This window comes from Rhodococcus sp. YH3-3 (assembly GCF_001653035.1).
Classification (GTDB): Bacteria; Actinomycetota; Actinomycetes; order Mycobacteriales; family Mycobacteriaceae; genus Rhodococcus_F; species Rhodococcus_F qingshengii.
This window is the reverse complement of record NZ_BCWH01000001.1, coordinates 1,725,136-1,738,617: the sequence shown is the minus strand read 5'-3', so window position 1 is coordinate 1,738,617 and position 13,482 is coordinate 1,725,136. Positions and strand designations below refer to the sequence as shown.

The window sequence follows — 13,482 nt, the reverse complement described above, 5'->3', positions numbered from 1 at the left end:
CCGCCGGCACATCTCTCAAACGTATCCAGAGATGTTTCACCGAAACAGTTTTCGACCTGCACGGCTGCTGGCGGTCGCGCGGCGGCACCCGTCCGAAATGTGGTTATCTGTTGAGAACCGGGACGAAAGAAGACCCGACCGTACCAGGGTGAGGAAAGGATCGTCACTGTGCCAATCGACCAGGTTCTTGTCGTAGTTCCCGCCCACAACGAAGCCGAAGACCTCCCCAATTGCCTTCGTGCACTCGCAACAGCGGCGTCGGCTTGCGTTGTCCCCGTCCGAGTGGTTGCCGTCCTCGACAACTGTTCGGACGGAACCGCGGGGGTCATCCCCGACGGGGTGGAAGTACTCCGCGTCGAGCATCAGAACGTCGGCCGTTCGCGAGCGACGGGTTTCTCTGCGTTCGGCTCGGATTTGGGGGCCTCAGCGTGGTTCGCCACGACCGATGCCGATTCGGTGGTCGGCCCCACCTGGATTGCGCGCCAATTGGAGTATGCGCGTACTGCGGACGTCGTCGCGGGCACCGTTCGCATCGCGGACTGGGAAGGCCATCCGCACTCCGTTCGCGAACGGTACGAACGTATGTACCACGCACATCCCTATGGTCGACACGGTCACGTCCACGGTGCCAACCTCGGTGTCCGCGCCGATATGTACTGGGACGTCGGAGGATTCTGCGATCTCGAAGAAGACGAGGATGTCGATCTCGTCCGGCGGTTGAGCGAGGCCGGTGCCTGTATCGCGTGGGCAGAGGACATTGCGGTCACCACGTCTGCGCGTCTCGACGGCCGAACCCCGGGCGGCTTTGCCGGACATATCCGTAACCTGGGTGGTACGACCGCCGATAACGAAGAAGCGGAGCTGGCACGATGAAACGACTACACACACTCCTGGACGCAGGTGGACTGTACTTGCCGCTGCCCGGCGGCGGCGCGACGGCCGCACGGTGGACCTCCCTGGCAGAGCTCACACGGGAGAATGTGGTTCTCGGCCGGATGGCTGAGGCTCACACCGATGCCGTCGCGATACTCACCGAACTCGACGGACCGGATCCCGAACCCGGGCAGCTGTGGGGAGTGTGGGCGGCCGAGCCACCCCAACCTGTGGTGAATGCGTCTGAGCACGTGGGGATCTGGACGCTCACCGGTCGCAAGTTGTGGTGTTCCGGCGCCAACACCTGCACGCATGCACTGATCACCGCCTTGGTCGACGGTGTCCCCTCCCTCTTCGCGGTCGAGCTCGGACTACCTGGGGTGCATCCCGTTCCCGATTCGTGGAAGGCCGTCGGTATGGCCGAAAGCGACTCCAGCGCGGTCGACTTCGACATGGTTCCGGCCATACCGGTCGGGACGGCAGGCGACTACCTGAGCCGCCCGGGGTTCTGGCACGGCGCGATCGGCGTGGCTGCATGCTGGTACGGCGGCGCCTGCGGCGTCGCTGATCCGTTGTACGACAAGGCTGCAAGCAGCGAAGACCCCTACGTACTCGCACACCTCGGTGCGGTCGATGCAGCGCTCGCCGCAGCGCGCAACGCGCTCGCAGTCGCGGCGGCCGAGGTCGATGCGGATCCCTTCGACGAAAATGCCGAGGCCATGCAGCGGGCACTCCGTGTGCGCGCAATTGTCGAGCGCGCCGCTACCGAGACCCTGGATCGGGTGGGACGCGCTCTCGGCGCCGCACCGCTCTGCATGGACGCCGCGCACGCCGCACGGGTAGCCGATCTCACCGTCTACTTGCGGCAGAGTCACGCCGAGAAGGATCTCGCCGAGCTGGGCCGGATTGCAGCCAAGGGGAAACGGCCGTGGTGAACTCGAAACTGTTCGCGCAGAAGCCTGTCGACGACGGCGGTACTCCCGAATCGACATGGCGGGAGTGGGGAAGAAGTTTTCCGGAACTGGATCTCACCGGATGCTCACGATTGATCATCGTCGCTCCCCATCCCGACGACGAAATACTCGGTCTGGGCGGAACCGCTCTTCTGGCAATACTTTCCGGCATCAGTGTTCAGGTCGTATCTGTCACCGACGGCGGAGCTTCGCATCCCGATTCACCGACCGTGACTCAGCCCGAGATGGAACGCCGTCGACGGTCCGAGTCGGATCGGGCAGCGCGTGTCCTCGGAATTCCCACACCGGTTCGATTGAGCATCCCGGACGGAAAGATCGGCGAGAACCGACAGGAGTTGACCGACCGCCTCAGCTCGATTCTCGGTGATTCCTCGGCGGATACCTGGTGCGCCTCCACGTGGCGCGGGGACGGCCACCCGGACCACGAAGCCACCGGAGACGCGGCGGCGAGGGCGTGCGCGGACACTGGATCGCGCTTGATCGAGTATCCCATCTGGGCGTGGCATTGGGCCGCGCCGGATCATGCGGCAGTCCCATGGGAAAGAGCACGAAAGGTGACCTTGCCCTCCGACGTTCAGGCTGCGAAATCTGCTGCCACCAATGAGTTCACTTCACAGATCGCTCCGCTTTCCGATCATCCCGCGGATGCACCCATCCTCCCCCGCCACGCGATGGAACGACTACTGAGGCCGTACGAGACGGTGTTCGTATGAGCGATCGTGAACTCCCCGCGGATTACTTCGCCAAGATGTATGCCGCACAGTCCGACCCATGGGATTTCGAATCCCGCTGGTACGAGCAGCGGAAGTACGCACTCAGTGTCGCTATGCTCCCGAAACCTCGATACCGTCGCGCATTCGAACCGGGGTGCTCGATCGGGGTTCTCACCGAGAAGTTGTCCGAGCGCTGCGACAGCGTTCTCGCCACCGACATCGTCCCGACCGCACTCGAGAGCGCTCGTGCGAGGCTTACCGGACATGACTCCGAATTTCGGCTCTGGGCGTTGGGTGACGACTGGTCCGACGAAACCTTCGACCTCGTCGTCATCAGCGAAGTCGGCTACTACCTGACCTTCGAAAAGCTCATCGAGGCAATGCTGCAGGTCGTCGAGCATCTCGAGCCTGGCGGAACGCTGCTGTGCGCCCATTGGCGTCACGTCGTACCGGAGTATCCGCAAAACGGTGACGCTGTTCATTCGGCTGTGCGCCAGACCCCGGGGTTGGCGCAGTTCGCGTCGTACCAGGACGAGGACGTGCTGATCGATGTCTTCGTGAAGGGTCCGCCGTCACCACCGTCGGTAGCTCGTTCCGAAGGTCTGATCTAGTAGACCTGTGCGCGGTTGAGGAGTGTGGGGACTCCTCGACCGCGCACGGGGGTCAGTCTCGCTGCTCCAACGCGAGGTCCGTATCCGACTGCAGTTCACCGACTTCGGACTTCAGGATCCGCATCGACCTGCCGAGGCCCCGGGCCGCGTCGGGCAGCTTCTTCGAACCGAACAGCACCACGAGCACTACTGCGACGATCGCCCAGTGAGTCGGGCTGAGCGCGCCCATCAGGCGGGTTCCTTGCCGTCGGGGTACACCGCATCGACCTCTACCTCGACGAGCCAACCGGCAACGGGCAGTCCGGCAACCTCGAGGGCGAAGCGGGTGGGCCGGGCGCTGTTTCGCTCGATCGGAGCGATCGGCTCGGCCGTGCCCATCGGCACCAACTCGGTGTCACCCGTGTCGAGATTGGTGTTGGCGAAGAACTGCCGGTACGCGCGATTCCATCCGGTGTAGTCGGCCTTGTCCGATCCCGGCGCGTTGTCGAGGAAGACGCGCATCGTCACGACGTCTTCGAGACTCAATCCCTGAGCTTCGAGGTTGTCGCGGATCTTCTTGAGTACATTGATGCCCTGCGCCTCGGTGACGGTGACACCGGTCGGCAGAACACCGCCGGAGAACTGACCGTCGATGTACGACTCCGGCGAACCTTCCGGCGCCGCCTTGTTTCCTGCCGACGGACCGATGCCGCTGGTCTTGTAGATTGCGGTGTCGCCGCCGATCGCGACTCCCTGAGCGATCATCGGGTTTGCCTGCCCCGCTTCGAGAATCGATTTCGAGACGAACGAACTCGATGTGGTCTCGGCGTCCGCCTCGTCAGACGAGCAGGCAGTGGCGAAGCCCAGTAGCGTGGTGGCGGCGAATGCCGCTGCAAGGACCTTGGTGCTGCGAGATTTCATGATTAGACCTCCAGAAAAAGTGATGGGAAACGAAGCACGTCAGGCAGTTTGCGCAACACGCTGATGCAGGTGGGTCACGACGTCCTGCGCGGACGTGAAGGCCCCGTGCTGCCAGGCGATGGCGTTGGAGAGGTGATCGCCGGCGAAGTAGATCCGGTCGACGGGTTCGAGCAGCTTGGTGTACTCGGGAGTTGCCATGCCGCCGTGGGAATCTCCCGCGCCGGCCCATGATGCCCAGGCGGATTCCGAATACTTGGTGCGACGCCAGCTTCCGGAGAAGGACGACGAGATGTCGCGAGTGTATTTGTCGCCGTGAATTTCTGCGCCTTCGGCGATGGCCTTTGCCAGCCGCTGACGGTGGGTGAGCGATTCGAAAGCCTGTTGACGCTTACCCGAGCTGTAGTACGCGACGACGACGCCGCGGTCGGAGTTGTAGTGATCGTAGGGGAACATGATCTGGGAGATGTCGCGGTCGGTGTTGGACGCGCCACCGTAGATGCGGTCCTCGGTCTCCCACCACCGACGCGAGTATTCGATACCGAGCTTGCCCGACGACGACGGCTTGGCTGCATCCAACGCGAGCAGGATGTCGGAGGGCAGATTGTTGTTCAGCCGCTTGATCAAGTGCGGCGGGATCGTGCAGATTGCGTAGTCGGCGGTGATCGACTTGGATTTGCCGTCGACGACGTAGTCGACGGTGACGCCGTCCGGCACGTTCTTCATGCCGCTGACCTCGGCGCCGAACTCGATGTTGTCCATCCCGATCGCGTCCTGGAACTTGTAGTAGATCCGGTCCATGCCACCGACGGGGGTCATCATCGTCATGGCCTGGTCGTAACCGAACTCGAAGGAGAATGCACGCCCGATGCCGCCCTGGATGACATCGCTCATCCCGAATGGTTCGATCTCGGTTCCGAAGTTGAGGCCGGCGCCCGGCTCCGCGGAGTGCCCTCGACGCGAGGATCCGACATAGCGGCCGTCGCTGGAGAGATCGCCGAAGTCGGTGAGGAAGGACGAGAGTGCTTCTTTGTCTTCCTTGCTCAAGACCTGGTCGAGAGCGCCCTGATTGGTGGCCTTCTGCAGCAGCTCGGACATGTATCCGTAGGTGTCGGCTTTGGCTGCTCGGTAGGTGATCGACTGATTCGCCAGCGGCTTGTTGCCGGTGTAGTTGACGAAGGTGTTCGCGTTCTGGTTTCCGAACATCTGCAGTTCGACGCCCAGTTCGCGGCAGTAGTCGATGGTGTTGTGATTTTGCGGAATACGCGTCGCACCGAGGTTGTAGAAGTGCCCCTCGGAGAACGAACAGGTCTGTGTCTCACCGTTCAGGTCGGTTTCTTCGGTGCCGTTGCGGATCGACCACACCCGACCACCCGGGCGGTTGCGTGCTTCGAGGACGGTGACCTTGTATCCGGCCTTCTGCAGTTCGTAGGCAGAGCACAGCCCGGACGGTCCGCCGCCGAGGATCACGACGGAGTGATTTCCCTTGACCTTTCCGATCAGGTCACCCGCAGCAGGTGCCTGAAATCGCCTCGGCGTCGACGCCACTGCCGGCGCCAGGCCGATGGACGACATAGCACCGAGTGCCAGGCCGGCGCCGCCGGTGATTCCCAGGCTGCGCATGAAAGATCTACGTGTGTATGGCATTCGAGCTCCCCAGTGTGCTCCCGGTGACCCGGGTGGTTGGTGTTGAACACAGACTTCAGGAGCGTTGGGTCCGGAACTTGACGCGCAGGAAACAGTCGGTGGGGACCGAGTGAGAAACGTGCGAGCGTTCGCATCTTGCTCTCTCACCCGAGTGCGATCAGCGGAAGCATGCCCGCAATATCGGCGTTACAGAACCGGACTAGCGTGACGCGACATGTCCGCTCTCACCGAAGCCATCGCGCGGTCCTTCACCACGCGCGAGAAGCAGCCCCCGGCGCGATCACCGCTGCGGGCGTTGGGCCGTCGGCAACTCTCGGGCGCCGAAGTGCTGGCCCAGTCGGTGGCAACCACTGCCCCTGCTGTGTCGATGGTCGTTCTGCCCGTCACCATGCTGACACACGGCCGATTGTTGAGCGGGATGATCACCATCATCGCGGCCACCGTGCTGGTGACGCTCATAGCCTTCTGCGTTTCGCAGTTCACTCGCCGAATGGCTGCGTCGGGCGGATTGCACAGCTTCGTCTTTCGTGGCCTGGGCACCCGGGCAGCATTGACCACCGGCATCGCCATGCTGGTCAAGTACGTCGGCAGCGCGGTGATGACGCTCTATCACGGCGGACAGGCCGCAATCGCATTGCTCGGCTTCGCGGGTGTGCACGTGGACAAGACTTTTCACGTCATCGCGCTCTATCTGGGGATAGCCTTGCTGATTCTCGGCGCTCTCGTGCGAAGTGTCAGATTTGCCGCGCTCGCGATCCTCGTCGTCGAAAGCTGTTCACTTCTGTTCATCGTCGGGCTCATGATCCTGGGCGGTTCCGGAAGTCAACAAGCACAGATCGTTCCACCCACCTCCGGCCACGGGTTGTTACTCACCGCCCTGGCTGCCGTGTTCGCTCTCGCCGGATTCGAGAGCGCGGCCTTCTTCGGCCCCGAGGCCCGTCGTCCGCTGGTAACCGTCACCCGCACAGTCCTTCTCACTCCGGTCATCTGTGGATCGCTCTTCATCTTCGCGGGCTGGGCCGCTTGGTCCGGGCGCAGTGACACCCTCGTCAACGCCTATCTCCACGGAACGGCGACGGGCGTGAGCCCCGGTGTCGTGATCGCGCTCAACGTCGGTCTGGGGTGCTCGTGGCTGGCGTCCTCGATGGCGTCGTCCAATGCTGCGTCACGCCTGGTCTATTCGTTCGGTGTCGAGCGCCTACTCCCCCGCCGGTTCGCCTCGGTTCACAGTGCCTTCCGTACGCCCTACTTCGCATTGACTACCGTGGTCTGCACCGTCCTGCTGGGCGGCGGAACCTTTGCCGTTCTCGGGCGCGGAGAAATCTTCGACGACGTTCGACTGACTGTTCGCGGCGCCGTCATCGTGGCCTATGCACTGACGGCTATCGCATCCGTTGTCTTCCTGACACGGATCGGCGAGCACACTCCCGGAGTTCTCGCGGCCGCGTCGTGTGGCAGTGGTGCCGGAGCGATAGTCCTCGGTTACCTGGTTTATGCCAACACGATCGACCACGCGTACGTTGCACCGATCGCCGTGCTCGTGATCCTGACTTCGGGCACACTCTGGCAGTTCTACCTGCGACGCCGAAGCCCCGAAAGTCTGCTGCACGTCGGAGCTTTCGACAGTCCCGAAACCGAGGACGTACTACCAGGAGCTGGGGTGTTCGCCACCGACGCAGCCGGAAACATCGTGCTGGTGGGCGAGCCGACTGCCGGCGCCCGCTGATGGTGGGCCGACCACGCGACCTCGGTGGGCACGAACCCCGAGCGGTTCAGCGCGCCCTTGCCCTCCTCGAGTCGGCGGCCAGGCTCGGATCGGGAGCCACCGCCAAGGACATTGCCGCCCTGGCCGACATCCCACCTGCCACTGCGTATCGGTTACTCAACATCCTTGTCGCCGACGGTTACCTGGTTCGGATCGCCGACCTCTCCGGCTTCGCACTAGGCCGACGCACCCGTGAATTAGCCGGGGCTGCCGCCGAACCCACACCCATCGACAATTCGGTGCTCCTCGAAGAACTCCGCGAACAGCTACGGTTCGGCGTCTACCTCGCGTCGTTTGCAGAAAACAGAATTCGGCTCGTCGATCGCGATCCCGACCACGAACTCAGTGGTGAACGGACACTGGTCACAGCCGTTCACGCGTCGGCTATCGGGAAGCTGCTCCTCGCCAACCGACCCGAATTGGCCGAGGCCCCACTGCGAAAGGTCACCGCACACACCATCACTGACGGCGACGCGTTGGAACTCGAGCTCTCGCGGATCCGGCGCGGTGAGGCCGCCCGTGAGGTCGACGAGATTCGTGTCGGACGCTCCGCCGTCGCCGTCCCGATCCACGACGCGGAAAGGTGTGTCGTCGGTGCCTTGGCTGCGATAGGTCCGACCGGCAGACTTTCCGTCGACGACGCAGACCTGGTGGCACTGCTGCGGGAGTACGCGGAACGCATCGTTGCACCGACGATGTCGAAGGCAAGCTGAAAGTCAGAGGCCGAACACACGTTTGGCAAAGCCGAGATGCTCGTCGGCCCAGCCGATGACGCCGAGCGTGGAATCGAGATTCTGCGGCGGAGTGCGCACCAAGGTGTCGCGTCGGACGAGTCGGTCGAAATCGATCTGAGCGCGGTCGAACTGGACCCCTGCCGTGACCATGATGTTCGCCAGTTCTTGCGCCATCACCCCGTACGCGACTGTCGTGGGATGAACGCCGTCGAGCGAGAAGAGGCCGCCCGAAGCGCGGCCGCCGCGACCGTCGGCGGAGAGGAACAGCGAGTCCGGCACGGGTTGCAAGTCGGTCAGCGCCTTGGGAAGGGGGTACGGCGTCCACCATGACGGCCGCGCATTGACGTCGGTGACGTAGCGCCGTGAGGCCACGCGCTCGAGCAACCCGGCAATATCGCAGAGGTACCAGTCCTTCCCCACCCGACGGGCATTCGCGACGGCTTGCTCGATTCCGTCGTTGTACATGTCGATTGCGGTGTCGACGGCCCACGCCTGCGCGCCGGTGATGTGCTGATCGCGTTGTGGGTCGAAGTCGGTGTCGCGCACCCACGGTCGTGCGTAGTACGGGAAGTAGCGGGATCCGATTTCGATCTTCCCCCCGAGCCCGTGGGCGATCGGTGCGATGGTCACGTGTGGGACGGTGCAGAGGATGACGTGCTGGGCGTTGATCTTGCGGATCGCGGCCAGCACCTCGGCGTACTCCGACGCGAAGTGCTCAGGCCGCCACACCGTGTAGTCGCGCTTGCCGCCCGGATCACGGAAGTTGTTGCCGCTCCACTCGACTCGAAGTTCGGTGACGGTGCGGAGCGCGTTGTTGGCACCGAGGAAGACGATCAGAGTTTCGATGCCTTCCTTGCCCAACTCCGCTGCTGCGTCGAACGCGGTCATACGCTTCTCGGCGTCGGAGCCTCGCGGCAGAACTCGCAGTGCGGCGCGCTCACCGTTGTTCTCGACGATCTGGCTGATCAAATCGTCGTGCGGTTGGTGAAGAGCGTCCTCACAGCCCTGCGCCGTCTTGGTCAGAGCGTCACGAAGATCCCACCCGTACACCGAGAGGTTGTGGGTGATTGCCGAGAACGTCGGCGCTTCGCTGCCCGGTCCGCGTTCCCAGTAGTCCTCTACCTGATCCATGAACGCACGTGCAGCAAAGAGTGCGAGCGGAACCTCCCAGAGGTCGAGCCGTGGGCCGAAGCGCTCCTCGAGGGTGCGGAGCAACAGTTCGATGTTGAGCGGAAGCCCGCCCGGGCCGCCGTAACGGGGAAAGCGGAACTGGTCGAGCCGGCCCAGCTGGTGAGCAATGATCGCCGGATACGACAGATCGGTATTGAAGATCGCCCCGCTCTGGAATCCCTGCGACAGCGAATCGCCGATGACCACCAACCGGTGGGGAGCATCTCCCCCTGGCGGAACTACCGGAATCCCCACTGTGGGATCGAACTGCGGAACCCTTGGTCCGCCGGCGGCCGCGGCCACGACGTCGTCGGGAGTATCGGATGGAAGTTCCATGCCCACTCACCTCCGGAAAAGTCCAGCTGGTCAGCTTATCAGTGGTGGCTTACGCCGATCGGAATTGTCCTGCTCCGATTGCTTCTCGATCGACCTGACAACCTCGTCGGCCCACTGTTGATTTCGCCCGTCGAATTCCGCGCGGTCCCGACGCGCGATACCCCGCCCCACCAGGATGGCAATCGGAATGGAACACACGACCCATACGAGTAGTACGCCTCCGACAATCCACCACATAACCAGTAATTGTGCCCGATTCGACGACTGTTGTGCTCCAGGTCGAAACATCTGTCCGAATCGTGGCGGTCAATCCAGGTGAGCGCGCAGGTCAGAAACGATCTGCGTCGACGGTTTCACGGGCTTTGCGAACCTGATTCCAACCACGAGCGGCGATGCCGAAGGCAACAAGCGACATCAGATCCGAGACCGTCAGACCGTGTTCTCTGTTCAACGACCACAAGACCTGACCTTCCAGCGGTCCATTGAAGAACAGCCACGCCACCCCTGCACAGACGGTCGCAACAACACTGGCTTTGGACGGCTTCATCAAACACACGGTGCTGGTCACGAACAACAAGTTCATGAAAACCAGACCGTAGAAAATTCCGATCATGCGACTCCCCCCGAAGTTCGTTCGTTCAGCCGCGGTTGAAGTTCAGGTACGCCTTCGACGGTGTCGGGCCGCGCTGGCCCTGGTATTTGGATCCGGCCTCGGAGCTTCCGTAGGGGAACTCTGCAGCGCTCGAGAGCTTGAGCAGGCAGAGCTGTCCGATCTTCATTCCCGGCCAGAGCGTGATCGGCAGGTTTGCGACATTGGACAGCTCCAGTGTGATGTGGCCGCTGAAACCCGGGTCGATGAAGCCGGCGGTGGAGTGCGTCAAAAGGCCCAGGCGCCCGAGGCTCGACTTACCTTCGAGGCGGCCGGCGAGGTCGTTCGGCAGTGAGCACACTTCGAGAGTCGAACCGAGAACGAACTCGCCGGGATGAAGCACAAACGGCTCGCCCTCTGCCGGTTCGACCAGGCTGGTCAGCTCGTCCTGGCGCAGTGCCGGGTCGATGTGCGTGTACCGCGTGTTGTTGAAAACCCGAAAAAGACCGTCGAGGCGCACGTCGACGCTCGACGGTTGCACCATGGAATCGTCGAAAGGGTCGATACCCAGACGTCCAACGGAGATTTCGGCACGGATGTCACGATCGGAGAGCAGCACAGGTAGAGGTTACCGGTTCTGCGGGCAGTGCCGGCCCATCGCCGGGGCGATCACACTGTGGTTACCGAACACGATGCGCGGGTTCTGGACTCCCACGGGAGAGCCCAGCCCCACCTGTCTCAAGTTCTCCATGCCGAAAGGCTTTCCCGCGCAGAACTTGTGGGCAAATCATTTACCGATGGCGCCGACTTCCACACGCCTGTGTTGATCAATGACGGCCGGGGACACCGCTGCTTGAAAGCTCGTCTGATAATGTTCGGAAAGCACGTTGATCGGCGGTGAAAACACGTCCGGTCGGCTGCGACGCCGATGTAGTTCAATGGTAGAACATCAGCTTCCCAAGCTGAATACGCGGGTTCGATTCCCGTCATCGGCTCCACAGATTTTCCGCAGTTCAGAGCCCTTTTGGGGCAGTCGAACTTCGCTTGTTTGGGTCCCAATCCTGTGACAGGTACACGGCAGGTACACAACCCCCTCCATTCAGTGATCAGTCAATGTGAATCCAACGAAAATGGGGGTGCTAGAGGACCGCGTCTCGGAATTCTGCAGTTCATCGATGCCGTCCGACTGGTCGTGCCCCGGCCTGAATCGGTGTCCATTGCGCGCACTGTCAGGAGAGTGCTGTCGACCTCGAAGCCGATGGTCGCCGGTACCTCGGTTCGTTTGCCGTCCATCAGTGATTCGAGCGCGACTACCAACAAATGGGTTTGGAAACTGTCTCCGCTCGGACTCCGCGCAGCTTGTCAGTTGAATATTGCAAAAACGATCTGCCGTAGCGCACCCATACGCCGAGGACCACAACTCACGCACGAATGCAGGTCTTCTCACAATCACAACTGTGAAAGGACCCAAGTGCGTCAAAAATCACCTTCGAAAAGAATCAAGTACGTATTCTTCCTAAGTATCGGACGCCCTAACCGTAAGTGCCAATGTAAGACCATCGCTCTGCACGGATCCGGAGAGCCGGATAAAGCTCGAAGAAATACCCCAGTTTCGAGGAATGTCACATTAGCGTCGTGCTACCTTCCCGACAATCTTTAGAAACCGGCAGATTGGCCCCAATTGGATAGAAGGCCGTAGGTGTCCAGAGTCGAAACCTTATTCCCCGCAAGCATCGCAGCGCCTTCCCTGGTTATGACGTTCGGAGCTACGGCTTCTCACGCAACTCCCAAACCGGGCAACTTTGGCGCAGGTGCTTCTGGTGGACCTTGGTTGGTGGACTACAACTCCTCGAATCGCCTCGGATATATCAGGACAGTCACCTCATTCGGTCCAGGCTCGCCCGCTTACATTGCAGGTCCCAATTTCGATAGCAGGACATCTGCCCTGTATGCAGTAGCGAATCTTGCCGGGCCCTAGACGGAGCGAGGAGGTGAATTCAAATGGATAACGTCCTCTTTGCTATCGTCAACATGATCGTGGCGATGGCGAACGGTTCCACGATCCCCTTCTCATTAGAAGGCGCAGGGCCACTAACCGCTCCCGACTTGTAGAGAAGATCGGCCGACCGCATGTGGATGACATTTTCAGCTCTGCCTGAAACCTGCATATCAGAAGATGCGTGGATCGTGCGGTGGTCACAAACATAAGCTCCCCTACCTGGCCAGGAAGGGGAGCTTATGTTTGACAGGTCTCAAATAGTCGGTCGAGGCCGCCCCGAATAGGATCAGCAACCGAATGTCACAGCGCCGACTGGTTTGATCACGCGAGTGTGCACCGTGAGCAGAATTCACACAGAGGTCGATTAATGTGCATCTGCTGAATCAGCCTTCTCAGCTCCGTTTGATCGAATACGTCTGCTGGCTCGAGTGCCCTTGCCACGGTGAGGCAAGCTACCAATCTCGGACGCGGGCGGGCGCTGTCTCTTGATGTTGATGTTGACCACGATGGACCTGTACCTAGTTGGCACTGACCAATTTAGGTCGTCGAACAGGTAGCCGGTGGAAGCGCTTCGGTCTTCGGCCTGATCACGAGCGGCCGCTATGTGGTGAGAATTGGTCGGTCTCCTCTTGAAATGTAGTCGGCGAATCGTTCAATTCCTGCTTGTGAGAAGCTTCCTCGACCTGCGCGTCTAAGTGCGGCTTCGACGAATGGTAGCGGTTTCCTGCGGTACGTGCGGTAGATGCTGTCTAGTACTGGTTGCAGTGCCCGGCGTGCGAGGTCTGCTGTTTCCGGGTCTGAACCCCCGAATTTCACTGTCACATTCGGCATAGATACCCCTGCTGGTCGAGTGTCCGATTCCCTGGCCGGAAGCGTACGTATCGGGATTGCAAATCAGTACAGAAACACCAAAACGGGGCGCTAAGTCCCTACTTGCGGTGGATACGACTCCGTCTTTGGGTTGACGAAAAGGGGCCCGACCGCGGCGTGCGGTCCGGCTTCTGTTCTACGACTGCGGGTTGCGACCGGAAGCCGAGGCTTCTGGTTTCTCCGGCTTCACGTTGGGTGGCGAACTGCCGATGCTTACTGGCGTTTGCGTCAACGCATAGCGAACTCCCATCTACAACGTCCATGCAGAATGTCCCCCGCTACATAGTTGCCGCCTTCGACGAGG

General features: G+C 61.6%; 12 protein-coding genes and 1 tRNA gene. 7 read left to right on the top strand and 6 right to left on the bottom strand.

Annotation, left to right across the window (positions count from 1 at the left end):
- Window positions 1-168 precede the first annotated feature (168 nt).
- Genes YH3_RS08085 through YH3_RS08070 form a run of 4 tightly spaced genes read left to right on the top strand, consistent with a single transcriptional unit; the run spans window position 169 to window position 3,171 of the window.
- A complete protein-coding gene (locus YH3_RS08085; protein ID WP_042452319.1) occupies window positions 169-873 on the top strand; it encodes a glycosyltransferase family 2 protein in 705 nt (234 codons plus the stop codon).
- A complete protein-coding gene (locus YH3_RS08080; RefSeq protein ID WP_054826873.1) occupies window positions 870-1,808 on the top strand; it encodes an acyl-CoA dehydrogenase in 939 nt (312 codons plus the stop codon). The genes YH3_RS08085 and YH3_RS08080 overlap by 4 nt, the downstream gene beginning before the upstream one ends.
- On the top strand, window positions 1,802-2,560 hold the full coding sequence (locus tag YH3_RS08075) for a PIG-L deacetylase family protein (RefSeq protein ID WP_003943643.1): 759 nt from the start codon (window positions 1,802-1,804) through the stop codon (window positions 2,558-2,560). Before YH3_RS08080 ends, YH3_RS08075 begins: the two co-directional genes overlap by 7 nt.
- Window positions 2,557-3,171, top strand: a complete 615-nt coding sequence (locus YH3_RS08070; protein WP_042926398.1) for a class I SAM-dependent methyltransferase — start codon at window positions 2,557-2,559, stop codon at window positions 3,169-3,171. The genes YH3_RS08075 and YH3_RS08070 overlap by 4 nt, the downstream gene beginning before the upstream one ends.
- Before the next feature lie 52 nt (window positions 3,172-3,223).
- Here YH3_RS08070 and tatA read toward each other — a convergent pair whose 3' ends face one another.
- The 3 genes from tatA to YH3_RS08055 are packed head-to-tail and all read right to left on the bottom strand — an operon-like array spanning window position 3,224 to window position 5,691.
- Window positions 3,224-3,400 (bottom strand): Sec-independent protein translocase subunit TatA, encoded by a 177-nt coding sequence (tatA, locus tag YH3_RS08065; RefSeq protein ID WP_003943732.1) that lies wholly within the window; start codon window positions 3,398-3,400, stop codon window positions 3,224-3,226.
- Window positions 3,400-4,071 (bottom strand): Rid family hydrolase, encoded by a 672-nt coding sequence (locus YH3_RS08060; protein WP_007726540.1) that lies wholly within the window; start codon window positions 4,069-4,071, stop codon window positions 3,400-3,402. The genes tatA and YH3_RS08060 overlap by 1 nt, the downstream gene beginning before the upstream one ends.
- 39 nt (window positions 4,072-4,110) lie before the next feature.
- Window positions 4,111-5,691: an FAD-dependent oxidoreductase gene (locus YH3_RS08055; RefSeq protein ID WP_064443228.1), complete on the bottom strand. Its 1,581-nt coding sequence runs from the start codon at window positions 5,689-5,691 to the stop codon at window positions 4,111-4,113.
- 238 nt (window positions 5,692-5,929) lie between these two features.
- Here YH3_RS08055 and YH3_RS08050 point away from each other — a divergent pair, with 238 nt between their 5' ends.
- Both YH3_RS08050 and YH3_RS08045 read left to right on the top strand, forming a co-directional pair.
- Window positions 5,930-7,441: an APC family permease gene (locus tag YH3_RS08050; RefSeq protein WP_064443227.1), complete on the top strand. Its 1,512-nt coding sequence runs from the start codon at window positions 5,930-5,932 to the stop codon at window positions 7,439-7,441.
- Window positions 7,441-8,193 carry an IclR family transcriptional regulator gene (locus tag YH3_RS08045; RefSeq protein WP_007726535.1) on the top strand — a complete coding sequence of 251 codons (753 nt, stop codon included), beginning with the start codon at window positions 7,441-7,443 and terminating at the stop codon, window positions 8,191-8,193. Before YH3_RS08050 ends, YH3_RS08045 begins: the two co-directional genes overlap by 1 nt.
- A gap of 3 nt (window positions 8,194-8,196) precedes the next feature.
- Here YH3_RS08045 and YH3_RS08040 read toward each other — a convergent pair whose 3' ends face one another.
- The 3 genes from YH3_RS08040 to dcd form a co-directional block, all read right to left on the bottom strand.
- A complete protein-coding gene (locus tag YH3_RS08040; RefSeq protein ID WP_064443226.1) occupies window positions 8,197-9,720 on the bottom strand; it encodes a hypothetical protein in 1,524 nt (507 codons plus the stop codon).
- Between the two features lie 328 nt (window positions 9,721-10,048).
- A complete protein-coding gene (locus YH3_RS08030; protein WP_058038931.1) occupies window positions 10,049-10,333 on the bottom strand; it encodes a hypothetical protein in 285 nt (94 codons plus the stop codon).
- A gap of 25 nt (window positions 10,334-10,358) precedes the next feature.
- Window positions 10,359-10,928, bottom strand: a complete 570-nt coding sequence (gene dcd / locus YH3_RS08025; RefSeq protein ID WP_003943702.1) for a dCTP deaminase — start codon at window positions 10,926-10,928, stop codon at window positions 10,359-10,361.
- Window positions 10,929-11,233: 305 nt separating this feature from the next.
- Here dcd and YH3_RS08020 point away from each other — a divergent pair.
- Window positions 11,234-11,307, top strand: a tRNA-Gly gene (locus YH3_RS08020).
- Window positions 11,308-13,482 lie beyond the last annotated feature (2,175 nt).